This window comes from Streptomyces sp. NPDC001068 (assembly GCF_042897315.1).
In the GTDB taxonomy this organism is placed as follows: domain Bacteria; phylum Actinomycetota; class Actinomycetes; order Streptomycetales; family Streptomycetaceae; genus Streptomyces.
In genome coordinates, this window is sequence record NZ_JBIAYD010000005.1 from 342,841 (window position 1) to 368,969 (window position 26,129).

The 26,129-nt window shown below is 70.9% G+C and carries 21 protein-coding genes; 7 read left to right on the forward strand and 14 right to left on the reverse strand.

Translation table 11 applies throughout. The features are described 5' to 3' along the window. Positions 1 to 115 precede the first annotated feature (115 nt). From ACFY3I_RS16565 to ACFY3I_RS16585, 5 genes are all read left to right on the forward strand, one after another. A complete protein-coding gene (locus tag ACFY3I_RS16565) occupies positions 116 to 616 on the forward strand; it encodes a hypothetical protein (protein WP_390861153.1) in 501 nt (166 codons plus the stop codon). A gap of 229 nt (positions 617 to 845) precedes the next feature. Then, positions 846 to 2,039 (forward strand): PucR family transcriptional regulator, encoded by a 1,194-nt coding sequence (locus ACFY3I_RS16570; protein ID WP_390861154.1) that lies wholly within the window; start codon positions 846 to 848, stop codon positions 2,037 to 2,039. A 184-nt stretch (positions 2,040 to 2,223) separates the two neighbouring features. Continuing rightward, positions 2,224 to 3,066 carry an alpha/beta fold hydrolase gene (locus ACFY3I_RS16575; RefSeq protein ID WP_365290824.1) on the forward strand — a complete coding sequence of 281 codons (843 nt, stop codon included), beginning with the start codon at positions 2,224 to 2,226 and terminating at the stop codon, positions 3,064 to 3,066. 39 nt (positions 3,067 to 3,105) lie between these two features. Then, on the forward strand, positions 3,106 to 4,839 hold the full coding sequence (locus ACFY3I_RS16580) for a thiamine pyrophosphate-dependent enzyme (RefSeq protein ID WP_390861155.1): 1,734 nt from the start codon (positions 3,106 to 3,108) through the stop codon (positions 4,837 to 4,839). Between the two features lie 32 nt (positions 4,840 to 4,871). Further along, complete coding sequence (locus ACFY3I_RS16585; RefSeq protein WP_390861156.1) at positions 4,872 to 5,900, forward strand: hypothetical protein; 1,029 nt, start codon at positions 4,872 to 4,874, stop codon at positions 5,898 to 5,900. Positions 5,901 to 6,056: 156 nt separating this feature from the next. On the opposite strand, the gene ACFY3I_RS16590 is transcribed toward ACFY3I_RS16585, so the two are convergent. From ACFY3I_RS16590 to ACFY3I_RS16605, 4 genes are read right to left on the reverse strand one after another with little or no spacing between them, the layout of a single operon-like run. Next, positions 6,057 to 8,429 carry a beta-glucosidase gene (locus tag ACFY3I_RS16590; RefSeq protein WP_390861157.1) on the reverse strand — a complete coding sequence of 791 codons (2,373 nt, stop codon included), beginning with the start codon at positions 8,427 to 8,429 and terminating at the stop codon, positions 6,057 to 6,059. Between the two features lie 7 nt (positions 8,430 to 8,436). Further along, positions 8,437 to 9,255, reverse strand: a complete 819-nt coding sequence (locus tag ACFY3I_RS16595; protein WP_365290816.1) for a carbohydrate ABC transporter permease — start codon at positions 9,253 to 9,255, stop codon at positions 8,437 to 8,439. Next, positions 9,252 to 10,208 (reverse strand): carbohydrate ABC transporter permease, encoded by a 957-nt coding sequence (locus ACFY3I_RS16600; protein WP_390861158.1) that lies wholly within the window; start codon positions 10,206 to 10,208, stop codon positions 9,252 to 9,254. The genes ACFY3I_RS16595 and ACFY3I_RS16600 overlap by 4 nt, the downstream gene beginning before the upstream one ends. Before the next feature lie 7 nt (positions 10,209 to 10,215). Beyond that, entirely contained in the window at positions 10,216 to 11,517 is a 1,302-nt protein-coding gene (locus tag ACFY3I_RS16605; RefSeq protein ID WP_390861159.1) for an ABC transporter substrate-binding protein, read from the reverse strand. A 143-nt stretch (positions 11,518 to 11,660) separates the two neighbouring features. Here ACFY3I_RS16605 and ACFY3I_RS16610 point away from each other — a divergent pair, with 143 nt between their 5' ends. Further along, positions 11,661 to 12,683: a LacI family DNA-binding transcriptional regulator gene (locus tag ACFY3I_RS16610; RefSeq protein WP_390861160.1), complete on the forward strand. Its 1,023-nt coding sequence runs from the start codon at positions 11,661 to 11,663 to the stop codon at positions 12,681 to 12,683. Between the two features lie 192 nt (positions 12,684 to 12,875). Here the strand turns inward: ACFY3I_RS16610 and ACFY3I_RS16615 are convergent, their stop codons facing one another. The 5 genes from ACFY3I_RS16615 to ACFY3I_RS16635 form a co-directional block, all read right to left on the reverse strand. Further along, on the reverse strand, positions 12,876 to 14,186 hold the full coding sequence (locus ACFY3I_RS16615) for an alpha-glucosidase/alpha-galactosidase (RefSeq protein WP_390861161.1): 1,311 nt from the start codon (positions 14,184 to 14,186) through the stop codon (positions 12,876 to 12,878). 210 nt (positions 14,187 to 14,396) lie between these two features. After that, positions 14,397 to 15,287: a carbohydrate ABC transporter permease gene (locus ACFY3I_RS16620; RefSeq protein ID WP_390861162.1), complete on the reverse strand. Its 891-nt coding sequence runs from the start codon at positions 15,285 to 15,287 to the stop codon at positions 14,397 to 14,399. Continuing rightward, positions 15,284 to 16,222 carry a carbohydrate ABC transporter permease gene (locus tag ACFY3I_RS16625; protein WP_390861163.1) on the reverse strand — a complete coding sequence of 313 codons (939 nt, stop codon included), beginning with the start codon at positions 16,220 to 16,222 and terminating at the stop codon, positions 15,284 to 15,286. The genes ACFY3I_RS16620 and ACFY3I_RS16625 overlap by 4 nt, the downstream gene beginning before the upstream one ends. Before the next feature lie 11 nt (positions 16,223 to 16,233). Then, positions 16,234 to 17,556, reverse strand: coding sequence for an ABC transporter substrate-binding protein (locus ACFY3I_RS16630; protein ID WP_390861164.1), 1,323 nt, complete (start codon positions 17,554 to 17,556; stop codon positions 16,234 to 16,236). Between the two features lie 649 nt (positions 17,557 to 18,205). Beyond that, entirely contained in the window at positions 18,206 to 19,021 is an 816-nt protein-coding gene (locus tag ACFY3I_RS16635; protein WP_390861165.1) for an endo alpha-1,4 polygalactosaminidase, read from the reverse strand. 490 nt (positions 19,022 to 19,511) lie between these two features. Here ACFY3I_RS16635 and ACFY3I_RS16640 point away from each other — a divergent pair, with 490 nt between their 5' ends. Then, positions 19,512 to 20,747, forward strand: a complete 1,236-nt coding sequence (locus tag ACFY3I_RS16640; protein ID WP_390861166.1) for a Gfo/Idh/MocA family protein — start codon at positions 19,512 to 19,514, stop codon at positions 20,745 to 20,747. Positions 20,748 to 20,775: 28 nt separating this feature from the next. Here ACFY3I_RS16640 and ACFY3I_RS16645 read toward each other — a convergent pair whose 3' ends face one another. The 5 genes from ACFY3I_RS16645 to ACFY3I_RS16665 form a co-directional block, all read right to left on the reverse strand. Next, positions 20,776 to 21,249, reverse strand: a complete 474-nt coding sequence (locus ACFY3I_RS16645; protein WP_390861167.1) for a cupin domain-containing protein — start codon at positions 21,247 to 21,249, stop codon at positions 20,776 to 20,778. 60 nt (positions 21,250 to 21,309) lie between these two features. Then, positions 21,310 to 22,818: a CoA-acylating methylmalonate-semialdehyde dehydrogenase gene (locus tag ACFY3I_RS16650; RefSeq protein ID WP_390861168.1), complete on the reverse strand. Its 1,509-nt coding sequence runs from the start codon at positions 22,816 to 22,818 to the stop codon at positions 21,310 to 21,312. Positions 22,819 to 23,242: 424 nt separating this feature from the next. Beyond that, complete coding sequence (locus tag ACFY3I_RS16655) at positions 23,243 to 24,091, reverse strand: ketose-bisphosphate aldolase (RefSeq protein ID WP_390861169.1); 849 nt, start codon at positions 24,089 to 24,091, stop codon at positions 23,243 to 23,245. 116 nt (positions 24,092 to 24,207) lie between these two features. Beyond that, a complete protein-coding gene (locus ACFY3I_RS16660; protein WP_365290791.1) occupies positions 24,208 to 25,131 on the reverse strand; it encodes a DMT family transporter in 924 nt (307 codons plus the stop codon). Beyond that, positions 25,124 to 26,128, reverse strand: a complete 1,005-nt coding sequence (locus ACFY3I_RS16665) for an N-acetylglucosamine kinase (RefSeq protein ID WP_390861170.1) — start codon at positions 26,126 to 26,128, stop codon at positions 25,124 to 25,126. The genes ACFY3I_RS16660 and ACFY3I_RS16665 overlap by 8 nt, the downstream gene beginning before the upstream one ends. Position 26,129: the final 1 nt, after the last annotated feature.

The window sequence follows — 26,129 nt, forward strand, 5'->3', positions numbered from 1 at the left end:
CCGACCGCGGTCCTGGCGGGGTCATGTGAGAGGCGGTCACCGATGTGCCGCCCGAGTGTGCGGGGGAAGACGCGCCGACCGGGTCGTCGCGGTCGCGGAGGGAGAGTGCGAGGACATGGCCGGTCTCGTCGACTGGGAGAGCTTCGGGGTGATGACCGGTGGTGCCAGCGGCGCGCTCACCGGCCTGCTGTTCGTCGCGGTGTCGCTGAACGCGGAGCGGATCGCGAGGCATCCCGGTCTGCGGGCGATCGCGGCGCAGACCCTCGTGCTGTTCACGGCACCGCTGGTGACGGCGACGGTTCTGCTGACGCCTCGCCAGCCGGACTGGGCGCTGGGCGCCGAGCTCATGGCCGCGGGACTGTCCGGGGGACTGGGTCTGCTCGTCATCGGGCGGCGAAGGCGAGGGCCGGATCCCGCCGCCGAGCGGCCGGCCGGCCTCTTCGACCGCCGGGACACCGGCATCGTCGTCATGCTGCTGCTGGTGGTCAGCGGTGCCGTGCTGGCAACCGGCACGCCCGCCGGTCTGTACGTGCTGCCGCCCGCCTCGCTCGTGGCGTTCGTGAGCGGCGTGCTGAGCGCGTGGAACTTCCTGCTCCCGCCACCGGACATGCTGTGACGCCGGCGTGCCCGGAGCCGCTCTCCGGCCGTCGCCGGGCGGCGTCGGGCCCGGCGCCCAAAAGGGCACAGGCCCCCTCCCGCACCGGCTGTCGTCGGGCACACCGGCATGCCGGAGGACACCGTGGACCCCTGGACGCGGGCCGCCACCGGCCGCCGGTGTCCCGGATCCCGCTCGACCGCGCGTCGGCCGACGCCGGACGGCACCGAGCCGCTGGAAGGTAACACTCATGCACGACATGCCACGGGCCGGCGCCGGGCCCGCGGTGGTCAGTCGGCTGCGCGGCATCCTGCACGGTCTGGACGGCGAGTCGCTGGTGCGGCAAGTGGCCTGTGAACTCGGCGGCACCCCGGCGGGCCGGACGGCCGGGCGCGGCTGCCGGCCGGGAGTCATCGGGGACGTCGTCCGTCGTAGCCTCGAACTGGTCAGGAACTGGCTGCTGACCGGGCAGGGCCCCGACGAGAACGCGCTGTCGGACCTGTACGAGACGGCGCGCGAGGCGGCACGGCACGGCGTGGGCGCCGAGGACGTGATACGCGCCTGCTGGGGCACGGCGCGCGCGGTGCGCAGCACGGTGCTCGAGGCTGTCCCGCCCGAGGGCGGAACGTACCTCCTGCCTCACCTGGATGTGCCGTGGGCGTTCCTCGACGTCGCGCTGACGACCGTCACGCGGGCGTTCGCCGACCAGCGGGACCTTCCGTCCGCCGGCGGCAACTCCCGGGCGGCGACGCTGTTCGCCCGGATCTGCGCCCGGGCGGCGACCACCGTCGAGGACCTGGACCGGGCGGAACGTCTGGGGTTCGATCTCGGCGGGCCGCACGCTCCCTTCGTCGCGGCCGTCGACGGCGGCTCGGCCGCGGCACACGCGGGCCTTGCGGCCCGCCTGCGGTCCGCGGGCGCACTCGCCTACGCGGAGGGGCATCGCGTCGTGGGCCTGACCGGGCCGGACTTCGACTGGGGCGGCTTTCTCGCCGACAGGGCGCTGATCCTCGCCGCCGAGCCGGTCGCCGGTGACGGCGCGCTCGCGGAGGCCGTCGGCACCATGCACGATCTCGTCACTCTCGCGAGCCGGGACGAACGCCGTGGACGCGTCCGCGTGGACGACTACCTGACGGAACTCATGCTCGCCGGCTCCCCCCGTCTGGCGGAGGACATAGTGCGCCGGGTTCTCGGCCCGCTGGACACCGAGGACCCCTCCGGGGCGTTGTCGCAGACGCTGCGAAGCCTCTCCGCGCACGGCTTCAACCGGACGGCGACAGCCGCGGCGCTCCCGGCCCACCGCAACACCCTGCTGTACCGCATCAACCGGATCGAGAGGCTGTCGGGCCTCGACCTGGACCGGCACGCGCATCGCGAACTCGCCCGGCTCGCCGTGGTGTGGGAGGGCACGGTGGGGGCGATCCCCCCGGCCCGGCACGGATGAGCACCACCACCGGCGGCCGGCTGCGCAGGCGAGTCCTCCGGCCCCGCTCGTCGTCGTCGTGCACGACGGCGGGCGGGATCGTTGGGCCCGTGCACAGCGGGTGCGAGGACATGCTGACCGCGGCAGGACAGAACCCGCCGGGTGACCGCCCGGACGGCTGCCGCACCGACGGAAGGACGCCGGCATGACCTCCGCACCGCGGACGATCGTCTTGATCCATGGCCTGTGGATGACCCCGCTCGCCTGGGAGCACTGGGTGACCAGGTACGAGGAGCGCGGCTTCACCGTGCTGACGCCCGGGTACCCCGGGATCGAGCCCGGCGAGGCGGGGGTGGCCGCGCTGCGCGAGGACGCCTCCGCCCTCGCCGGTGTCGGGGTGCGCGAGGTGATGGATCACCTCACCCGGGTCGTCGGGGAACTCGACACCCCGCCGATCATCATGGGCCATTCGTTCGGCGGGACCTTCGCCCAGCTCCTGGTGGGTGCCGGGCTCGGCGCCGCCGGGGTCTCGATCGACGGTGCCGCGGTCAAGGGCGTCAACGCGATGCCCCTCTCCGAGCTCCGCTCCGTCCTGCCGGTCCTGAGGAACCCGGCCAACGCGCACCGGGCCGTCCCCCTGACGGCCGAGCAGTTCCACTACGCCTTCACCAACACCCTGACGCAGGAGGACTCGCAGCGGGCCTACGACCGCTACGCGGTGCCGACGCCCGCCCGCGTCCTCTTCCAGGGCGGACTCGCGGCTCTCACCCCGCACGCGGCCACGACCTTCGACTTCTCCGACGACGAGAGGGCACCGTTGCTGTTCGTGTCCGGCGGCAGCGACCACATCCTGCCTCCCGCCGTCCAGCGGCAGAACTACGAGAGGAACGCGAAGCACTCGACGGCGGTCACCGCCCACGCCGTCTTCGAGGGCCGTGATCACTTCACGTGCGGCGCACCCGGATGGGAGGGTGTCGCCGACCTCGCCCTCGACTGGGCACTGGACCCGCGCTCCGGAGTCCTCGACGCACCGACCGCCGAACGCTGAGCGAATCCGACCGACAGGACGAGAAGGGAGGCACCCGCCATGTCGCGGACGGTGGCCGACGGGCTGTGGGAGATGCTGGTCAGCGCGGGCGTGCGGCGCTGCTACGGAATCGTGGGCGATGCCCTCAACCCGGTGGTCGACGCGATGCGTCGCAACGGCCAGGTGGACTTCGTGCACGTACGCAACGAGGAGTTCGGCGTGTTCGCCGCGGTCGCCGAGGCGAAGCTGACCGGGCAGCCCGTCGCGGTGTGCGGAACGGCGGGCCCCGGGGTGGCGCACCTGGTCAACGGCATGCTGGACGCCCTCAAGGAGAAGGTGCCCGTCATCGTCCTGGCCGGCGACACCGAAACCGGCCTGATGGACACGGACACGGTCGAGGAGCTGAACCCGTACCGCTTCTTCGCGTCCGCGGCGGTGTACGTGGGCCGGCTGGTCAGTCCCGATCAGCTGCGCACCGTCGTGACCTCGGCGATGACGGCCGCGGTGACCCGGGGCGGTCCCGCCGTCGTCGCGCTGCCCGGCGACGTAGCGGCCGCGGACGCACGGAAGGACGACTACGAGATCCGGCTGCCCCGGCCGGTGCGTGCACCCGCCTGCGCGGAGGATCTCGCCGCCATGGCGGAGATGATCAACGGATCGGACACGGTCGCGGTCTTCGGCGGCCAGGGCTGTGCCGGGGCGCACGCCGAGGTGACGGCACTCGCGGGAAAGCTGAGCGCACCCGTCGGGTACTCGCTCAAGGGCAAGCAGTTCCTCGAACACGACAACGCGAACGCGGTCGGGATGACCGGACTGCTCGGCTACGGGGGCTGCCACCACGCGCTCCACCACGCCGACGTGCTGCTGATGCTCGGCACGGACTTCCCCTTCAGTGACTTCCTGCCGCACCGCGGGACCAGGATCATCCAGGTCGACCGGAACCCGGAACGGCTCAGCCGGCGCGTCCCGGTCGCCCTGGGGGTCACCGGCGACGTGCGGGCCACCGTGTCCGCGCTGCTGCCTCTCGTCGAGTCGAAACCTGACGGCGGGTTCCTCACCCGCTGCGTGGAGGAGACCGAGCGATTCCACCGCAGGGCGCGGCAGTACACGGACAAGGGCCCGCGGATCAGTCCGATCAGGCCCGAGTACCTCGCGGCCACCCTGAGCGACCTGGCCGACGACGACGCGCTGTTCTTCGCCGACACCGGGACGCCGGTCATCTGGGCCGCCCGGCACATCAAGTACGGCCCGGAACGGCGGCTGTTCGGATCGTTCTCCTGGGCGTCGATGGCCACCGCCTCACCCGGTGCGTTCGGTGCGCAGCTCGCCTTCCCCGGGCGGCAGACGATCGCGCTGTGCGGTGACGGCGGATTCACCATGCTGGGCCTCGGCGACCTGCTGACCGAGGTGCAGCGTCGGCTGCCCGTCGTGCACATCGTCTTCAACAACAGCGGGCTGGACTTCGTCAAGATCGAGCAACAGGAGGCGGGCTTCGTACCGTTCGGGACCGACTTCGCCAACCCGGACTTCGCCGCCGTCGCCGAGGCCATGGGCGCCAGGGGCATCCGCATCGAGGACCCCGACGACGTCGAGGACGGTCTCGCGGCCGCGCTGGCACACACGGGAGGCCCCGTCGTCGTGGACGTCCTCGTCGACCCCTACGCGCTCACCGTCCCCGCCCACGTACCCGCCCGCACCGCCGCCGGGTTCACCCTGAGCGCGGCGCGGCAGGTGCTCGCCGGCCGGCTCGACGACGTCATCGAGACCGCCGTCCACAACGCCCGGCTCATCTGAACGGCCACGCCACCGGAAGAGGAAGAAGCACGATGAGAGACAGCCACGGCAGTCCGCCGCCCACCCCGCAGGCGTCGCCCACGTGGCGGGAGACCTACCTCAAGGGCTCACCCGAGGCCGAGGAGGCGCACTTCCGCGACCTGGCGGACGTCGTCGTCGGCCTCCAGCGCGCCAACAGGCGGCGATCCGGCTCGCAGGTGTCCCGCCGTACCTTCCACGCCAAGATCGTCGTAGGGGTGGACGACGCCGAACTCGCCTTTCGGGCCGATCTCCCCGACGACCTGCGCGCCGGGGACTTCACGGCCGGCGCCCGGCTGCCGGCCGTGGTCCGCCTGTCCAACGCCGCCGGCGTCGTCGGCCCCGACGGCAACCCCGATCTGCGCGGTGCCGCACTGAAGATCACCCTGCCGGGCGGAGGCGAACACGACCTCCTCATGACCAGCTACCCGGTCTCCCACGCCCGTGACGCCACCCAGTTCGTGGAGATCGCCGAGATCGGAGCCGGCCCCGCGGACCAGATCCGGTCGCGCCTGGTGGCACGGTTCGGCGCCGCGGAGACCGCGCGGATCCTCGACAACCTCGGGCAGGCCAACCGCCCGTCGGCGAGCCTCGCACGGGAGTCCTACTGGAGCCGCGGGGCCGTCCTGTGGGGGAACACCGGGCCCGTCAGGTTCCGGCTCAGCCCGGTCGGAGCCCCCGACCCCGCGTCCGCCGCGCCGACGGAGTCGCCCGACGGACTCCGGGCCGACTTCGCCGGCCGGCTGAGCGCCGGGCCGGTGTGCTTCGCCCTCCACGTCCAGAAGTACGTCAGCGAGCGGCTGACCCCGATCGAGGACGGGGCGGTCGAATGGACGGAGGACGACTCCCCCTGGCTCCACGTCGCCACCCTGACGATTCCCGCCCAGGACATCCTCGGCGAGAAGGGCCGGGCCACCCGCGACCGCGTCGACGCACTCGCGTTCAACCCCTGGCACGCCCCCGCGGACTTCCGACCGCTCGGCAACCTCAACCGCGCCCGCCGTACGGTCTACACGGCCAGCGCGGCCGAATGGCAGGCCTAGCAGGGTCCGGTCTCCTGGCCGAGCGGCCGGCCGGACCGGGGGAGTCCACGTGATTCCTCGCGACGGCCGCTGAGCCGACCGTCCTGCGACGCGGAGCGCCCGGCCGGGAAACCCGGCCGGGCGCTCCGCTGTGACCGCTCTTCTCCGACTACTCCACTACTCCTCGCGGACGGCTCCCTGGACGAAGGTGGCGTGGAAGCGGCGGGTCTCGTCCACGACCCGGGTGGGACCGGTGAGGGTGACCGTGGTCGTCAGGTGCGCGGCCGTGCTCGACGGCCCCAGGCGGAGTTCCAGGTCGCCCGGTTCGACGATGCGGTGGCCGTCACGACCGGTGAAGGAGGCGACGTCGGCCGGCAAGGTGACGTGCAGACGACGGGTCTCGCCCGGCTCCAGGGACACCCTGCTGTAGCCGACAAGGCGCTGCACCGGCTGGACGACGGACGCCGTCGGGTCGTGGAGGTAGAGCTGCGCGACCTCCGTACCGGTCCGCTCGCCCGTGTTGCCGATGGTGAAGGCGAGGGTGAACTCGCCCTCGGTCGTGGCCAGTCGTGTCCCGACGGTGAGACCGCTCCAGGCGAAGGTCGTGTAGCCGAGACCGTGGCCGAAGCCGAACGCCGGGGTCGGGTCGATGTTGGAGACATCACTGGCCTGGGCCAGGCGGGCGCCGAGGTATGTGGTCGGCTGCGACCCGGCGCTCCGGGGCACGCTGACGGGCAGGCGCCCCGAGGGGTTGGTACGGCCGCTGAGCACGCCCGCGATCGCCCGGGTGCCCTCGGCCCCCGGGAAGAAGGACTGGACGATCGCCGCGGATTCGTCCACCGCACGGCCGAGGGCGTAGGGCCGGCCGGCGAGGAGCACCGTGACGACCGGACGTCCGGAGTCGAGCAGCGCGTCGAGGAGTTGCTGCTGGGCGCCGGGAAGGGTGAGTGATTCCGTGTCGCAGCCTTCGCCGCTGGTGCCACGGCCGAACAGGCCCGCGCGGTCGCCCAGAACGGCGATCACGACGTCCGCGTCCCGGGCCGCGGCCACCGCCGTGCCGATCCCGGAGAGGTCTCCGTCGTCGATGCCCGTGCCGGGGGCGAGGGTGATGGCCGCGTCGGGGAACTCGGCCCTGAGGGTGTCGTGGAGGGTGGGCAGGGCGATGCCGACGGGGACCTGCGGGTGCTGGACCCCGACGTGCATGGGGAACGAGTAGCAGCCCAGAACGGCGGTGGCCTCCGCCGCGTTGGGGCCGATCAGGGCGATGCGGCGCGGCGCCGCCAACGGCAGCACACCGGCCTCGTTGCGCAGGAGCACCACGGCCTTCTCGGCCACCTCACGGGCGAGTTCACGGTTCCCGGGAGGATCCAGGTCCACCTTGCCGCGCAGGGCGTCCGGGTCGTCGAGATCGGCGCCGCGCAAGGCCTCCGGCACCGGATCCCAGTCGGGGTCCAACATGCCGAGCTGGGCCTTCTGGTGCAGAACCCGGCTGAGCGCCCCGTCGATGAGGGACTCCGGGACCCGGCCGTCCTTGACCGCCTGGACGAGCGGCTCACCGAAGGTCTTGACGCTGGGCAGTTCGACGTCGACGCCCGCCGCGAGGGCGGCGCCCGCGGCGCCGGCCCAGTCGGCGGCGACACCGTGCAGGGTCTTGAGGAAGGCGATGCCGAAGTAGTCGGCCACGACCGTTCCCTCGAAGCCCCAGGTGTCGCGGAGCAGACCGGTCAGCAACTGCCGGTCGGCGGCGGCGGGTACGCCGTCGTTGTCGTTGTAGGCGTGCATGACGGAGCGGGCGCCGCCCTCCCGTACGGCCATCTCGAACGGGGGCAGCAGGACGTCGGCGCGTTCGCGGGGCCCGATCGCCGCGGGAGCGAGGTTGCGTCCGGCGCGGGACGCGGAGTAGCCGACGAAGTGCTTGAGGGTGGCGATGACGCCCGCCGACTCCAGTCCCCGCACGTAGGCCGTTCCGATGGTGGCCACGAGGTACGGGTCCTCGCCGATCGTCTCCTCCACGCGACCCCAGCGGGCGTCGCGCACCACGTCGAGGACCGGCGCGAGCCCTTGGTGGATACCGACGGATCGCATGTCACGGCCGATGGCCGCGGCCATGCGGCGCACCGTCCCGGGGTCGAACGTGGCGCCCCAGGACAACGGGACCGGGTAGGCGGTGGCACCCCAGGCCGCGAAGCCGGCCAGGCACTCCTCGTGCGCGAGGGCGGGAATCCCGAAGCGGTTGGCGGAGACGATACGGGCCTGGGTGCGATGCAGGGAGAGTGCCCCGAGCGCGGGGTCGACGGGCGCGGTGCCGAAGGGCCGGGTCAGCTGACCCAGCCCGGTGGGCATCAGCGCCTCGAGATCGACCGCTTCCTCCATGTCGTGCTGGTGGGGTGCCACCTCGTCACCCCGGGCGGAGGCGCCCACCCACACGCCGTACAGCTGGGCCGTCTTCTCCTCCAGGGTCATGGCCTCGATCAGGGACGCCACTCTGGTGGCTACCGGGCGGGTGGGGTCGTTCCACAGAGGGGTCGGGGGGGAGGTCTCTACAGCCACGTGGCGGTCACTTTCCTCCGACGCCCATCAGGCCCTGGACCAGGGCACGACGGGCGAACAGGTAGACGAGCAGGACGGGCACCATGGAGAGCATCACGGCCCCGAGGAGGCCGGGGATGTCGATGCCGTGTTCGGTCTGGAAGTTGTAGAGACCCAGCGTGATCACCTTGGTGGAGTCGGACTGGGTCAGTACGAGCGGGAACAGGAACCCGTTCCAGGCCTGGAGCGCCGAGAACACGGTGATCGTGGACAGGCCCCCGCGGGAGAGCGGTACGACCAACTGGAAGAACATGCGGCGCGGACTGGCTCCGTCCACCGCCATGGCCTCGAACAGTTCGGGAGAGATGTCCCGCATGGTGCCGCTGAGGATCAGGGCCGACATCGGCAGGCAGAACGCCGCCGTCGGCAGGATGACGCCCAGCAGGTTGTCGTACAGCCCCGCTTTGCTGATGAGGTAGAACATCGGCACGATCACGGCCTGGGCCGGAATGGCGAGGCCCAGCAGGAACAGGCGGAAGACCAGTGAGGTGACCCTGCTGCGGCTGCGGACGATGGCGTACGCGAGCGGCGGTACCAGCACCAGCACCAGTCCGGCCACGGTGGCCGTGACGACGATCGTGTTGAGGAAGTACCGGCCGAAGCCGCTGTCGAAGGCGTTGAGGTAGTTGTCGAGGGTGAAGGTGTCGGGCAGCGACACGGGGCCGTTCGCCGCGTAGTCGCCGCGGGTGCGCAGTGTCGCGGCGAGCATCACGTAGAGCGGCAGCCCGACCAGGAACAGCCAGACGGCCGAGCCGACGCCGGCCACGTAGTTGGGGCGGCGCCTCATGACACGCCCTCCATGGTGCTGCGCATCTTGTCGTAGCCGGACACACGGACGACGATGAGCGAGATGACGGTGGACGCCACCACCAGGGTGAGGGCGATGGCGGCACCGGCGCCGAAGTCGAAGCTCTTGAAGGCCTTCTCGTACATGTAGTAGGCGCTGATGGTGGTGTCGGTGCCGGGTCCGCCCTGCGTCAGGATGAGGACGGTCTCGAACGTGGTCAGGCCGCCGACCGTCATCAGGATCACCGAGGTGATCATCGAGTTGCGCAGCTGCGGCAGCGTGATGTGGAAGAACTGCCGGTAGCGGCCCGCTCCGTCGATCTCCGCGGCCTGGTAGAGCACCTGTGGGACGGCTCGCGCCGCACCCTGGTAGATCAGGGTGTGGAAGGGAGTGAACTGCCAGGTGCTCACGAACGCCAGTACCCCGATGGCGGTCGTCTGCCTGCCGAACAGGTTCCCGTCACCGAACAGCCAGGCGGCGTCGGCGGGGATGCCGAAATTGGGGTCGAGCAGAGCGCGCCAGAGCACGGAGACGGCGGTGCCCGACAGCAGCAGCGGGACGAAGTAGATGACGGACAGCACGGCGCGGTTGCGCTGGTATCCGGCCGCCCAGACACCCAGGAGAACGCTGAGAGGTGTCTGGACGACGATGCCGAGCGCGGTCAGGAGCAGGGTCACCCAGATGCTCTTGAGCATCACGGGGTCGTCCAGGAGACGCGACCAGTTGTCCATGCCCACGAACTGAGGCGACCCGAGTCCGTTCCAGGTCATGAACGACAGCACCGCGACCATGACCAGCGGAACGATCGCGAAGACAGCGAAGAAGAGCGCCGCGGGCAGCGCCCAGCCGAAGCCGGGTCTGGCGGCGTTTGCCGTTGACGAGCCGGCCGCCCGCCGCCGGGTCTCCTCGAGGGACCCGGCGGCGGGCGGGGTGCTCGTGATCTGTGTAGTCATGAGCCGTTCATTCGTTCGGAAGTGCCTGCATGGCCTTGATGAAGCCGTCCGCGTCGATCTGGCCGTCGAAGAACTGCTGCACGGCCTGCTGGATGGGCGTCCCCGCGGCCGGCGGGTACGCCTGGTCCCAGGACAGCTGGAAGGCGGGCGCCTTGGCGACCAGGTTGTACTGGAAGCGCGAGTAGTCGGGGTTGGCCGAGGAGTCCAGGAAGGACTCGGTGTTCGTGGTCGTCGGCAGGTTGCCGATGGCCAGCTGCGCCTTCACGAACTCGTCCGAGTACATGAGCTTCAGGAACTTGGCGGCGGCGTCGAGGTACTTGGTCTTCCGCAGCACCGAGTAGAAGTTGTTGGTGTTGCCGACGACGTCGGCGGCGTCACCCTTGCCGCCGGGAACGGTCGGGAACGCCGTGTAGCCGAGGTCCTTCTCCGCGAAGGTCTTGGCGTCCGTCTGCTGCTGGGCGTAGTACCACGAACCCATGAGTTCGAAGCCGGCCTTGCCGGAGGCGACGAGCGCCGGCGAGGCGCCGTTGGTGTACTTCACCGAGTCGTAGTTCTTGCCGAAGGCACCGGCGTCCACCAGGTCCTTGAGCATGCTCAGCGCCTTCTTGCTGTCGGCGCTCTCCCACGCCGACTTGTCGCCCTCCAGCGCCTTCTGGAACAGGTCCGGTCCGGCGATGCGGTCGTAGAGGTACTCGAACCACATGAGGGTCGGCCACCTGTCACCGCCGCCCAGCGCGATCGGCGTGACACCTTGCGCCTTCAGCTTCTTGACCGCGGTGAGCAGTTCGTCCCAGGTCTGGGGCGGTGTGATCCCCGCGTCCTGGAGGACCTTCCTGTTGTTGAACAGCAGGACGGGCTGGGTGCCGCGCATCGGGACGCCGTACGGCTTGCCGCCGACCACCGCGCTGTTGAAGACCGCGGGCAGGAACTTCGACTTGAGGTCCGGGTTCTTCGCGATGAAACCGTCCAACGGCAGCAGCAGGTCTGCCTTGACGAACGGCTGGATACTGCCGCCGCCCCAGTTGAAGAAGATGTCCGGGGCCTGCGGGGTGTTGATGATCGTCTGCAGCTTCTGCTGGTAGTCGGCGCCGGGGATGGTGTCGAGGACGGCCTTGACGTCGGACGTCTTGTTGAACGTGCTGACGATCTGCTTCTCGACCTTGTTGCTGGCGTCCCCGTAGACCAGAACGTGAATCTTGCCGTCGCTCGACGACTGGCCGTTGCCATTGCCGCAGGCGGCCAGGGGGAGCGCCAGGGCGAGCGTCGCACCGCAGGCGACCAGTCTGGGCAAGCGCGCGCGTGTCTTCATCGTTTGGAGCCCTTCGAAAGTTTCGGCCTCATTACCGAAAGTCAATGCGCTGGGGACACTAGGACAGGCCTGAGGCACGGTCAACAGTCATGCATGCACTCGGTCAAACCGTTACGGGCGTCGCGCGCCTATATCCTGCGAACATGGGCGAGGACGGCAAGATCAGCGGCAGGGTGACCCTGGCCGAGGTAGCGAGAGTTGCGGGCGTTTCGCTGCCGACAGTTTCGAAAGTGGTCAACGGTCGTTCGGACGTGTCCCGTGTGACCCGGGCCAGAGTGGAACGAGCGCTGGAGGCCCACGGCTATCGCCGCCGCCCCCGGAATCCGGCCCGTCCGGCACTGCTTGAGCTGGTGTTCCACGAGCTGGAGAGCATCTGGGCGATGGAACTGATCAAGGGGGTGGAGCAGGTGGCGCGGGAGAAGCACGCCACCGTGGTCCTCACCGTGAGCGGCACGCGGCACGCGCCCGGACCGGAGTGGCTCGAAGGGGTGCTGAGGAGAAGACCGCTGGGCGTCGTCCTGGTCTTCTCCGCGCTTCCGCCGGAGGTCGGACAGCGGCTCAGGTCGGCGGCCGTCCCCTTCGTCGTCGTCGATCCCGCGGGCGACCCCGACCCCGACGTGCCCTCGGTCGGCTCGGCGAACTGGGCCGGCGGCCTCGCGGCCACCCGGCATCTCACGGCACGGCACCACCGGCGGATCGCGGTCATCACCGGACCGGGGGACATGCTGTGCTCACGTGCCCGCCTCGACGGTTATCGCTCCGCGATGGCGATGGCGTCCCTGGACGTGGACCCGCGGCTGGTGCGCTTCGGGGACTTCCACGTGCAGGGCGGCTTCGAGCACGCGATGAGCCTGCTGGACGGGCCGGACCGGCCGACGGCGATCTTCGCCGGCAGCGATCTCCAGGCGCTCGGCGTGCTGGAGGCGGCCCGGCTCCAGGGGCTGCGCGTACCCGAGGACCTTTCCGTGGTCGGCTACGACGACGTGCCCCTCGCGCAGTGGTCGAGCCCGCCGCTCACCACGGTGCACCAGCCCCTTCGGCGCATGGCCGAGGAGGCGGCACGCATGCTGTTCGACCCCGACGAATCCGGCAAGGCGGCCCAGCGCATCGAGCTGGCGACACACCTGGTGGAACGTCAGAGCACGGCCCCGCCGGGTGGGTTGTGAGCAACTCGGCCCGGCGCGCTACGACGCACGGTGCTCGCGCGCGGCGGGCCGACCCTGCCCCGGGGAACCGCCGGAAGCCCGGTCACGTGGGGTGACCGGATGGTTCGGTGCGATGGTCGCAGCGGGGAGCCGGCTGACCCCGGTCTCGCGGGCGGTGGGCCGGAATCGGACCGGCGCACCGCCCGCGGGCCGTCACGAGCCCAGAAGGGTGCGCAGTCCGGGCTGGAGGAGGGTGCCGTGGGCGGTGACCATGTCGTCGCACAGGCGCCAGATGTCCTCGACCGGCAGGGCCGCGGCGGTTGCGGGGTCGGTCATCGCCGCCTGCCTGATGTGCCGCGGGTCGTCCTCGATCGCCGCCCGCACCACCAGGTCGTTCGCGCTGAGATAGGTGCGGTTGAGCGCCGCGAGCTGGGGCGGCAGGGAACCGACGCGGGTGGGCTGGACGCCCAGCGAGTCCACCAGGCACGGCACCTCGACGGTTCCGTGGGCGGGCAGATTGTCGATCAGGCCCCGGTTCGGGACGTTGCCGTAGACCGTGCGCGGGGTGCCGGTCACCATGCTGTGGATGACCTGGGGTGCGTACTCCATCGTCCCCTCGACGGCGACCGGCGTCCCGGCGGTCAGCGCGTCACGGGTCCGCTCGTAGGTGGCGACGTTCTCGTCGACGATCTTGAGGTACTCGCCGATCGGCAGCCGCAGCCGTTCGACCTCGCCGTCGTGGTGCAGATACCAGGGAACGTACTCGGAGGAGTGCTCGCTGGTCTCGGTCGGGTAGTAGCCGAGCCGCCGGTACATGTCGACCCGGACCCGGCGGCGCAACTGGTCGTCGGAGGCGATCAGTTCGTCAAGCAGCGGGTAAAGACTCCGGCCCCCGTGTTCGAAGCGCAGCACCCACGCCTGATGGTTGACGCCCGCCGCGTGGTAACTGATCTCCTCGTAGGGCACCTTGACCAGATCGGCGAGGTCACGCATCGTCCAGTACACCGAGTGGCACAGACCCACCACCCTGGTCAGTCCGGTGGCCTGCGTCAGGTACTGCACGTTCATGGCCATGGGGTTGGTGTAGTTCAGCAGCCACGCCTGCGGGCAGACCTCGGAGATGTCCCGCCCCAGCTCCTTCAGGAACGGGAACGTGCGCAGCGCGCGGAAGATGCCTCCGATGCCCAGGGTGTCGCCGATGGTCTGGCGTACGCCGTAGCGGGCCGGCACCTCGAAGTCGGTCCGGGTCGCCTCGACCATGCCGATCTGCACGATGTTGATGACGAAGTCGGCGTCGGCCAGGGCCCTGCGGCGGTCGGTGTCCGCGGTGAATTCCGGCGTCGCGCCGAGGGAGTCGGCGATGCGGACGGCGGCGGCGTGCGCGGTGGCCAGACGCTCGGTGTCGATGTCGTGCAGCGCGATGTGCGCGGACTTCAGTTCGGGGAACGCGAGGAGGTCGGCGAGCAGTCCCTGGGTGAAGACGACGCTGCCTGCGCCGATGAAGGCGATCTTGGGGGTGGTCATACCGGGGTTTCCTCGGTCTCGGAAGGGCGGGCGAGGTCCTCGTCCCGCGTGGGCTGTGCGGTCGCGCGGCCGTGGGCTCGGGCGGACGGGCCTTCCCGGATCGCGCCGGATCGAGGGGCTCCCGACAGGGGTGTTCCGCTGACGAGCGGGTCGAAGGTGTGCGGCACTGAGGGGTTCCTGACTGACTGGGGTGTCGGGTGGAGGCCGGGATCAGCCTTTGAGACCGGTGGAGGTGATCGACTGGATGAACGCCTTCTGCGCGCCGAGGAAGGCGAGCAGGACCGGCAGCACGGTGATGACGTTCCCGGCCATCACGGCGGCCCACTGCGTGTGGTGCTGCCCCTGGAAGGTGGTCAGGCCGAGCTGCAGCGTGTACTGGGTGTCGTGGTTGATGGCGATCAGTGGCCAGGTCAGGTCGTTCCAGGTGGTGAGGAACGTCAGGACGGCCACCGTGCTGAGGGCCGGCCGGGACAGCGGCAGCACGATCCGCCACAGCACGTGGAGCCGTGAACAGCCGTCGATCCAGGCGGCCTCCTCCAGCTCGCGGGGGAGCGAGAGGAAGAACTGGCGCAGGAGGAAAACCGAGAAGGGGGTGACGAGTGACGGCACGATCAACGCGCCGAGGGTGTCGATGAGGCCGAGCCGCTTCATCACCAGGAACGTGGGGATCATCGTCAGCTGGAACGGGATCGCCATCGTGGCCAGCATCAGTCCGAGCAGCAGCCGGGAGCCGGCGAACCGCATACGGGCGAACGCGTAGCCGCCCAGGGTGCCGAGCACGAGGTTCGCGGTGACGGTGACCAGACTGACCAGGAGCGAGTTGGCGAACCAGCGCGGGAACATCGCGTTGCCGAGCACGTAGCGGTATCCGCCCAGGTCCAGACGGGAGGGCCACAGCGCGGGCGGGAAGCGGTTGATCTCCGCGTTGCTCATCACCGAGCTGAGCGCCAGCCAGATCAGCGGCACCGCGAACAGCAGGGCCATCGGCGCGAGCAGCAGGTGCCAGGGGCTGAACGGCAGCCGTCGGCGTCGCCGGCCGGTGTCGGGCCGGGCGGTCGGGGTGGCCTGCGCGGCCTCGGCCGGGGCGGAGACGGCGGTCATGCGGTGGCTCCCTGGAGTCTGCGGCGGGCGATCTGGAGGATCAGGCCGATCAGGCCCAGGGCCGCGGCCAGTACGTAGGCCGACGCGGCTCCGTATCCCGCGGTGGCGTTCTTGAACGCCTGCTCCCAGATGAAGTAGACGATCACCGTGGTGGATCCGAGGGGCCCGCCCTTGGTGGTGACGTACACGAGGTCGAACGTCTGGAGCGACTCGATGGACTGCCACAGCAGCAGGAACACCGTGACCGGCCTGAGCGTCGGCACGACGACGTGCCGCAGGACCTGGAAACGGCCGGCGCCGTCCAGCCGGGCCGCCTCGATCAGCGAGGCGGGCACGTCCTGCAGCGCCGCGAGGTAGATGACCATGCAGAAGCCGGTACCGCTCCACAGACTGATCGCGACCAGCACGGGCAGCGACTGGGACGGATCGTTGAGGAAGCCCTGCGACGGGATGCCGAGGTAGTGCAGTACCGCGTTGGCCGCGCCGAACTGCGGGTCGAGGATGAACGAGAACAGCACGCCCTGCGCGGCCGAGGAGATCACGAACGGGACGAAGAACAGGGTGCGGTAGAGCCCGACGAAGCGTATGCGCCGGTTCAGGGCGAGGGCGAGCAGCAGCCCCGCCGCCATGCTCGCCGGCACGTACAGCGCCGTGTAGAGCAGGGTGTTGCGCACCGCCTGGCTGAAGTGCGGGTCCTGGGCGAGGGCGCGGTAGTTGTCCAGTCCCACCCAACGGCTCGGGGTGACGAGGTCGTCGGCCTGGAACGACAGCAGCAGCGACCAGACGATGGGCACCACGCTGAGGCCGAGGATGATCAGGACCGCGGGCGACACGAACGTCCAGGCCATCGTGGACTCGGCGGCTCGTCTGCGGCGCAGCGCGCGCCGGTTGTCCGGTGGCCGGGGCAGAGTGATCGGGGTGGGCACTCGGGACACGGCGGATCTCCTCAGCGGGGTATGAGCAGTGCGGCGTTGGCGTCGGCGGCGCAGGAGCGCAGTGCCTGGGCGGGACTGCTCCGGCCCAGCAGCACGGCGACGACGGCCTGTCCGAGGGCCTGGGAGATCTGCGGGTAGGCGGCGTGCACGGGGCGTACCCGGGCCGAGTCCAGTGCCTTGGTGAACACCTCCAGACCCTCGGTGCCCTTCTCCTGGTGCTGCCAGGCGGGCAGGTCGCGGGTGCGGCGGCTGAGCGGGAGGCTGCCCGCGTCGATGTCCCAGCGCACGTCCTGCGCGGGCTGCATCAGCCAGCTCACGAAGGTCTTGGCGGCCTTCGTGCGGGCGGCGCCGTTGTCGAACACGGTCCAGGTGTCGGGTCCGCTGATCGTCACCGGCCGGCCGGAGAAGGTGGGCAGCGGGACCACGTGGTAGTCGATCTTCGCCTGCCGGATGTCGGGGAGCTGCCAGGGTCCGGTGGCGACCATGCCCATCCGGTCGGACATGAAGACCTGGTACATCTGCTCGCTGCCGGGCTTCGGGTCGACGTAGACGCTCTTGTCCCGGGCGAGGGCGGCCACCACTTCCAGGGCCCGGGTGCCGGTGTCGCCGAACCCGATGTGCTTCCCGTCGTCGGCGACGACGTCCCCGCCGAGATCCCAGATCATCGGCCACATGCGCCAGACGGTGTCCTCGTCACCGACGCCGGGCCAGCCGGTGCCGAATCTGCCGCGGCCGGCGTCGGTGAGCGCCTTGGCGGTGGCGATGAAGTCGTCCCAGCGCCAGTCCGCCTCCGGCAGCGGCAGCCCGGCCTGCCGGAACAGCTTCCGGTTGCAGACCACCGCGAGCGAGTCCAGCAGCGCGGGCGCGGCGCGGACCTGGCCGTTGACGGTCACGGCCTGGCGGGCCGGAACCCAGTAGTTCGTCCAGGGGGTGCCCGCATGTCCGACCATGTCGGTGAGGTCGGCCACCTGCGGGCTGTGGGCGACGCTCGCCAGGTCGGAGCCGAAGATGTAGGCGATGTCCGGATAGGAACCGGCGGCCAGGGCGGCCGTCACCTTCTGGAGCATCGCGTCGGCGAGTACTCCGCCGCCCAGCCTCACCCGGATACGGGGGTGGCTGCGCATGAACGAGGCGGCCAGGGACTCCATGGCCTTCTTGCCGGTGTCGGTCTGTCCGTCCCACATCTCGATCGTCACGGTGCCGTCGGCACTCACGCCGTCGTCGCCCGCCGCGCAGCCGGAGGCCCACAGGCCCGTGGCGGTGGCGGCCGCCGCTGCGCCGGCGCGCAGTACTGTGCGGCGTTCGGGCTGTGCGCCGCGGGTGACCGCATGCATGGGTACCTCCGGTGTGGAGCTGAGGGACACGCGCCGTGCGTGCGGGATGCGTCCGGTGGACGGCGTCCCGGCCACGGTGAGGGCGCGGGGTCCCGGAGGGTCTGGGTGTGTGGCCCGTCCCGGGCGGCCGGAGCGCCGTGGGGCGGTGCTCAGCGTCGGGCGCGGAGCGGGAGGGACGGCCGGCGCACCGCCGACGCGCTGTGTGACCGGGGCGGGTGGCCCGCAGGGGAGTTGCGGATACGGATCATGTCCAAGCCCCAGAACATGGTGGGTACGTCCCCGCCTCGGACCCCGACACGGGCCTGGTCCTGGCGACTCAGTCCGGACTCCTGGCGCGTGGTCAGCTACCGGCTGGGCGTACCTCTGCCGCCGAGTGCTTCGACTGCGGCGTTGGCCAGGAGTTAAACGATGGTGACGGGCAGCTGTCAAGAGGCAAGCAGTGATCGGACATGCGTGAAACAGCGGTGAAACCTGCATGACTGAGCATCACGTCTGTGTCAGCCGCGAGCCGCGAGCCGCGAGCCGCGAGTCATGAGCCGCGAGTTGTCGGCCGGTGACGGCCAGGTAGGTACGGCCGTCACCGGCCGACACGCGCTTCAGGACGCGTATCGGGGCGCCTGTCGGGGCGCGTTCAGTGCCGGGGCGCGCCTCAGCAGGTCTTGCGGACGTATCCGCTGCTGCCGGCCGGCGAGACGTCCACGTCGCGCTGGACGATGCTCAACGTGCCGCCCCATCCCTTGCACGCCTTCGTCCTGCCGGAGTTGGTGTACTCGATCACGATCACGTTGTTGCCGAAGGCGCTGGTGTAGTCGCCGCACTCGTCGTACTGACCGCACTCCTCGGCCACGGCGAAGTCGAGGCCGTTGGCGGTGCGGTTGCCGGCCAGCTCGGGGGTGTTCTTCTGGGCGATGGCCAGGCCGTCCGCGTGGGCGCGGGCGGAGAGCAGCTTGATGTACGCCTGCGCGTTGTTCGCCGTCAGGCGGTTCCCCGAGCGGGTGTAGCTGTCGTAGTTGTCGGGCTCGACGGCCTGGAACCCCTTGTCCCGGCAGCCGTCGATCTGGGATCCGATCTGGCCGGCGATCCGCTGGCGCTTGGCGTCCGTGCCGACGTCGAGGAGCGCCTCGCCCCAGTCCTCGTCGTAGACGACCTTGCCCGCCGAATCGCGCAGCAGCAGGTCCGACGCCCACTCGCCCTCGGCGCCCGGCTGCGCCTGGAAGGCGTTCACGTAACAGACGTTGTACAGACCGGAGACCGGGGACGCGGTGTGGTCACGGGTGACGACCTTGACGCCGGAGGGCGGCGGGTAGGCGCCACCGATCTGGTAGTCGAAGCCCGCGTGCGTGGGCGGCAGGGATACGGTCGCCGCCTGCGTCGAGGGCGCCCCGACGAGCAGGGCGCCGGTCAGCGCGGCCGCGCCGATGACGGTGCCGGTGAGTTTGGCCGTGGTGGTGTTCAGGTGGCTCATGCGGTGAGCTCCAGGGGAAGCGGGCACGTCCCCGCCTCGGACGTGTGGGGTGTCCTGGCGACTTGGGCCGGGCTTGCGGCGCGGGGCCTGCATACCGGCTGGGCGTGCCTCTGAACTCGGAGCGTGGCTCCGGTGTAGTCCGAGAGTAAAGCGATCGCCTCCGAGGATGTCAACGGATCGAAGTCCCGTATCTCCGGGGCGAGTTGACGCATCGAGGGCGGCGTGCCGAACGCGGATGCCGAGTGCCCGCGGCAGCGCTGCCGGTGGAGGCGGGCGGCGCGACGACGACGTCCCGGCGCTCGAAAAATGCTCGAAACTGCTTGTTGCAAGCGTTGATTGAGCACCTTCGAGCATCTAGGGTCGTCGGCGTGACGGTCGGCCGAGGGCGCGGTGTCCGCCCGGGCCGACTCGTGACGCGTTCGTGCCGCGCACAGGCTCAGGACGTCCAGGCGTCGGCCACGACTCCCCGCTCACGACGAAGGGATGCTCCATGACCGACCTGCCGGCCGCGCGGGAACTGCGCGTGGGTGTCGTGGGCACCGGCCAGCGAGCCGGGCTGGCCGTGCTGGCCGAGCGGCCCGGCTCGGCCCGCGTGGTCTCCTGCGCGGATCCGTCCGGGCGCGGACGCGCCGACGCCCGGACGCTCTTCGGGGCCGACGTCCAGGTCCACGAGCGTCACGAGGACATGCTCACGGACGACCTGGACGCCGTCTTCGTCCTCACCCCTGACGACATCCACGCCGCGCCCGCCCTGTACTTCCTCGAAGCGGGTGTCGCCGTGTTCGTCGAGAAACCGCTGGCCGTCGACCTCGACGACTGCGACCGGATCCTGGCCGCCGCGGCCCGCACCGGCACCCGGCTGTACGTCGGGCACAACCTCCGCCACCTGCCGGTCCTGCGCGCCATGCGCAGCCTCGTCGACGAAGGGGCCATCGGAACCGTGCGCGCGGTGTGGTGCCGGCACTTCGTCGGGCACGGCGGCGACTACTACTTCAAGGACTGGCACGCCGAACGGGCCAGGACCACCGGCCTGTTGCTGCAGAAGGGCGCCCACGACCTGGACGCGATCCACTGGCTGGCCGGCGGCTACGCGCGCACGGTGACCGCGCTGGGCGACCTGTCCGTCTACGGAGCAAACCCCCACCGCCGTACCCGGCCACAGGGACCGGAGCGGGTGCGGGACTGGTACGACGAGGGCGTCTGGCCGCCGGCAGCGCTGCGCGACCTGAACCCCGTCATCGACGTGGAGGACATCAGCATGGTGCTGACCCGCCTCGACAACGGAGTGCTCACCAGCTACCAGCAATGCCACTTCACTCCGGACTACTGGCGCAACTACACCGTCATCGGAGACGCCGGCCGTATCGAGAACCTCGGGGACGGCCTCCAGGGCGACAACCCCCTGATCAAGGTGTGGAACACGCGCCGCTCCGGCTACCGCGCCGAGGCCGATCTGACGCTGTCCCCCACCGAGGCCGCCGACGGCCGGCACGGAGGTGCCGACCTGGCGCTCGTCGAGGAGTTCCTGCGTTTCGTCGCGCACGGCGGCGCGACCGAGACATCGCCCGTAGCCGCCCGCGAAGCCGTCGCGACCGGCATCGCGGCGACCACGTCACTGCGATCGGGGGGCGTGCCGGTCGAGGTACCCGCTCTCGACCGGCACCTCGGCGACTACTTCGCCGGCCACCAGCCCGGTTCCCGGAACCCGGCCTCCCGGACCGGCTGAATCCTCGGCCGTGGCCCCCTGCGGAGGGTCAGCGAGAGGGCGTCGACCGCCAGTCGGGGATGTTCTCGAAATGCACGTCGTAGCGGCCCTGTTCGGGGACGAGCGAGGCGAATTCCGCCTCGCCGCGGCTGATGGCCGCCAACCGCTCGAAGTAGCCGAACCGTTCGACGCCGGGGCTGAGCACGACGAGCATGTCGGCCACGGTGTCCTCGGCCGCGCCGAACACGTGCGGAAGACCGGGCGGTACGACGACGAGACCGCCCCTTCCCACCGTGGTCAGGGTGTCGCCCAGACGGAAGAGGACCGACCCGTCGAGTACGTAGAAGAGCTCGTGGGAGAGCTTGTGGTGGTGCGGAGGCGCTCCGTCGGCGCCGGTCGACAAGGTCAGCCGACTGGCGCTGACCGCGCCTCCGTCGGCGAGCAGTTCGAACGCGCCGTTCTTGAGCAGCGCCCCGGCCGCGTCGCCGGGTTGCACCACCAGCGCGCGGTCCGTGGAGGTCACGGTGGCTCCTTCGATACGGGATCAGGGAGGGGTGGGACAGGGGCGTTCGCCCCCGCGGGGTCAGCGCGAGGCGGGAAAGCCCAGGTCCGGGCCGGTCGCGACCTCCGCGGGCGCGGGCCAGCGGCTCGTGATGACCTTGCCGCGGGTGTAGAAGTGCACGGCCTCGCCGCCGTACATGCGGTGGTCGCCGAAGGCCGAGTCCTTCCAGCCGCCGAAGGAGTGGAAGCCCACGGGCACCGGCATCGGCACGTTCACACCGACCATGCCGGTCTCCACCTCCAGCTGGAACCTGCGGGCGGCACCTCCGTCCCGGGTGAAGATCGAGCCGGCGTTGCCGAACGGTGAGGCGTTGACGATCCGCAGGGCCTCCTCGTAGGTCTCGGCGCGCACCACGCACAGCACGGGGCCGAAGATCTCGTCGCGGTAGGCGTCCGAGTCGGTGGCGACCCCGTCGAGAAGCGTCACGCCCATCCAGAACCCGTTCTCGAAGCCCTCGACGGTGAAGTCCCTGCCGTCGAGCACCACATCGGCCCCCTGCGCGGCCGCGCCCGCGACGTAGTCCGCGACCTCGTCGCGGTGTGCCCTGGTGACCAGCGGGCCCATCTCGGACCTCGGGTCCTCGCCGGGGCCGATCCTGATCTTCCTGGCCCGGTCCGCGATCCGGGAGACCAGTTCGTCGCCCACCGACCCGACCGCGACCACCACGGAGACCGCCATGCAGCGCTGCCCCGCGGAGCCGTAGGCGGCGGTGACGGCCGCTTCCGCGGCCGCGTCGAGATCGGCGTCGGGCAGCACCACCATGTGGTTCTTGGCGCCACCGAGCGCCTGGACCCGCTTACCGGCGGCGGAGGCCCTGGTGTACACGTGACGGGCGACCGGCGTGGAACCCACGAACGACACCGCCGCCACGTCGGGATGGTCGAGCAGCGCGTTCACCGCGACCTCGTCGCCGTGCACGATGTTGAGCACCCCGTCGGGCAGACCGGCCTCGGCCGCGAGCTCGGCCAGCAGCATGGACGCGGACGGGGCCTTGCTGCTCGGCTTGTGGACGAAGGTGTTCCCGCAGGCGATCGCCATCGGGAACATCCACATGCTGATCATCGCCGGGAAGTTGAACGGAGACACACCGACGATCACACCGAGCGGCTGACGGATCGACGCGACGTCGACACGGCTGGACACCTCGGTGGACATGTCGCCCTTGAGCGCCGTGCCGAGCCCGCAGGCCAGTTCGACGATCTCGAGCCCACGGGCCACCTCACCCAGCGCGTCCGCGTGCACCTTGCCCTGCTCGGCGGTGATCAGCGCCGCGAGGTCGTCGCGTCGCGCGTGCAGCAGCTCGCGGTAGCGGAACAGGACGGCGGTGCGCTGCGCGAGCGAGGAGGTGCGCCAGGTCGTGTAGGCGTCCTTCGCCGCGGCGACCGCGGCGTCGACCTCGTCGGGACCGGCCATCGCGACCCGGGCGGTCACCTCGCCGGTCGCGGGGTCGGTCACCGGGCTCCAGGTGCCGGAGGAATGGGCAGCGGCGTCGACGGGCTTGCCCCCGATCCAGTGGCTGACGGTCTTCATCGGCGGAACTCCTTCGAAGCTGACTGCGGCGGCTCGTGAGGTCCATGTCCCTCACCTCATGTGCCTCGACCTCGGCCGGGCGGTCCGGGTCCTGCCACGGACCCGCGGGCCACGCCCGGGGGAACGGGCTGCTGACGTCGAAGCTACGTCGCCGATCGGCGAGATCCCGTGCTTCGGGGCGCTGAGGCGCGATGTGCCCGTGGTCGGTCCCGAACTGTCGTGGGGCAGGTCACTCGGAGGTCGTTCCAGGGGGGCGGTGAACGCCGCGGGGCGCGGATCACCGGTCCGGCGGCCGGGAGGGGCGAAGCGCCGCCGCGGCCGGCCACCCGCGGGGCCGCGTGGGGCCGGCGGCATGCGAAGAGCCCGCGTGCGACGCACGCGGGCTGACCTCGGGACGGAACGGCGGGCGGACGGCCGGTGGCCGTCAGTGATCCAGCATGGTGAGCGTGGAGCGCACGGTGGCCGCCACCGCGTCCCGGGCGGGACCCAGGTACTTGCGGGGGTCGGTCAGCGCGGGCAGCGAGTCGAGGGTGTCGCGCACGACGCGGGTCATGGATATGTTGAGCGCCGTCCCGATGTTGATCTTCACGATGCCGGCCCGGACCGCGGAACGGAGCTCGCCGTCCGGAACCCCGGACGAACCGTGCAGCACCAGAGGCACCGGGACCGCCTCCCGCAGCCGTTCGATGAGCGCGTGATCCAGCGCCGCCGACTGTTCGGTCATGGCATGGCTGCTGCCCACCGCGACCGCGAGGGCATCCACGCCCGTACGCGCCACGTAGTCGGCGGCTTCCGCCGGGTCCGTGCGCACACCGGCGCTGTGCGCGCTCGCGGGGGAGTCCGGCTTACCCCCCACATAGCCGAGTTCGGCCTCCAGCCAGAGTCCCGCGTCGTGGGCCCAGCGAGCCGCCGACGCGGTCGCGGAGACGTTCTCGGCGAAGGGCAGCGCCCCCGCGTCGAACATCACGGAGGAGAAACCGGAGTCGGCCGCCTGGTGCAGCAGTTCGACGTCGGTCACGTGGTCGAGGTGCAGAGCCGTCCCGACCGTGCTCGACCGGGCCATCGACGCGGCGGCCAGGGCGAGCGGCAGGAGCCGGCCCCCGTGGTACCGCACGGCGTTCTCGCTGATCTGCAGGATCACGGGCCGCTCGGCCGCCTCGGCGCCCATGATGATGCCCTCGGCGTGCTCCAGGGTGATGACGTTGAAAGCGGCGACGCTGCGGCGCTCGGTCGCGGCGTTGGCGACCAGCTCGCCGGTGGGGGCCAGAGGCATGTGCTTGCTCCTCGCGCGGTGGCTGTCTGAACCTGCGATGTCCGTGTGCGGCGGTTCGGACCGGGCCCGCCCCCGACGGGCGTGGCCTGATCCGGACCACCGGAGAGCGGGGGTGCCTACGGGCCCGCCAACGCCTCCGAGGGATCCCGGGTCTCGGGAGTCTCCTCGCGCTTCTCGTCGGCGTACACCATGAGCGTGGATCCGCCGAGGGCGAGGACGATGCCGATCGTCCCCCAGATCGTGGGCAGCGTCTGGTAGACGACCAGTGACAGCACGATGGTGAGCACGGGTGCCAGCGCGTTGGTGACCGGTGCGACGACGCTGGCCTTGCCGCGGCTGAGCGCCATGACGAGGAACAACGCGCCCACCGCGTTGAGGACCTGGGTGCCGGCGGTCAGTGCCGGAGCCTGCCACGGCGCGTCGGGCAGCCCGCCCATCATGACGACGGCCACGGGGACCAGCAGCAGACCGCTGATGGTCATCCAGCCGAAGGTGGTCGCGTCGTTGACCTCGGCGAGGGCGGCCTTGCGCATGAAGAACGCCTGGGCGCCCCAGGCCACGCAGATGAGGACGGACAGCACCAGCCACGATCCGGTGTCGGCCGAACCGTGGTCGCCCGCGGGGATGCTGATGAGCACGATCGCGATCAGCGCGGCGACCACACCGATGACGGCCAGTCTTCCGATCCGCTCCCTGAGCAGGGCCACGGCCATCAGGACGGTGATCACCGGGGAGAGCGAGACCACCGGGAAGATCAGGTAGGCGGGGCCGTTGGACAGGGCCTGGAACAGGAGGAGTTGACCGCCCGCGCCGGTGAGTCCCGCCGCGAGCCCGTAGACCGCGGCGATCGGCCGGCGGTCGAACCGCTGCTTGCGCAGTGCCACCGCCGCCGGCAGGAGCATGGTGAACGCCCAGATGACGTAGATCATCTCGTTCGGATAGCCGTACCGTTCGGTGGGCTGGCTGGAGAACGCTCCCCAGACACCCCAGAACAGGACGAGCAGACCCGCGTACAGGATCCAGTTCCGTTGTTCACGCATGATGGTTCTCCGTGGGGGTGATCTCCGAGGTGGAGCGCAGCGCGGCGAGCGCCGCGGCGTCGAGTGGGGTTCCGGCGAGCTTCGCCGCGTAGACGGCGGCGCCGACCACCGGCTCGAACAGGGGCCGACGCAGTTCGTAGCGGGCCGTGCCGGTGTGGAGTTCCCTGGTGAACGCGTCGAGTACGGCGCTCGATCCGAAGACGCCGCCCGAATAGGACACGGGGACGGGTTCGGTGGCGGCGAAGCCCAGTCGGCGTCGCGCGCTGTCCACCAGCAGGGCGAGTTCCCGTCCGGCCTCGGTGAGGACGGCAGCCGCCTGCGTGTCCCCCTGCCCGGCCGCCTCGACGACGAGGGGACTCAGCGAGGCGATCTCGCTGCGGTGCCCCTGCCACCGGTTGAGTACGACGTCGATCACTTCGAGGTCGGTGGTCAGACCGAGACGGCGGCGCAGGATCTCCGCGAGCGGGCCCTCGGGCAGCCGGCCGTCGCTCATCCGGGAGAACACGTTGAGCGCACGGGCGGCGATCCAGTACGCCGATCCCTCGTCGCTGAACAGTTCGCTCCAGCCGCCGGTGCGCACACCGCGGCCGTGCCGCTCGCCGTAGGTCATCGAGCCGGTGCCGCTGATGACGTTGATGCCGTCCACCGCGCCGAGCGATCCGGCCCAGCCGCAGATCATGTCGTTGTCGCAGGCGTAGCGCCGGTGCCCCAGCACCTTGCCGGGGACCGCGTCCAGTGCGGCGACGTCGCCGGGGACCTCCCCGTACCCGGGCAGGCCCAGGAACGCGTACGCGATGTCCGCGTACGTGATGCCCGCGTCCTCCGTCACGGCCCCGACACCGTCGCGCAGCACCTGCGCGACGTGCTCGACGCCCCCCGCGGCGTTGTCCGCGAAGTAGTAGGCACCCTCCGCGACGGCCCGGGCCCTGACGGTGCCCGCGCTGTCGATGAGGCAGAAGGCCGTCTTGGTGCCTCCGCCGTCCACACCCAGAAACATC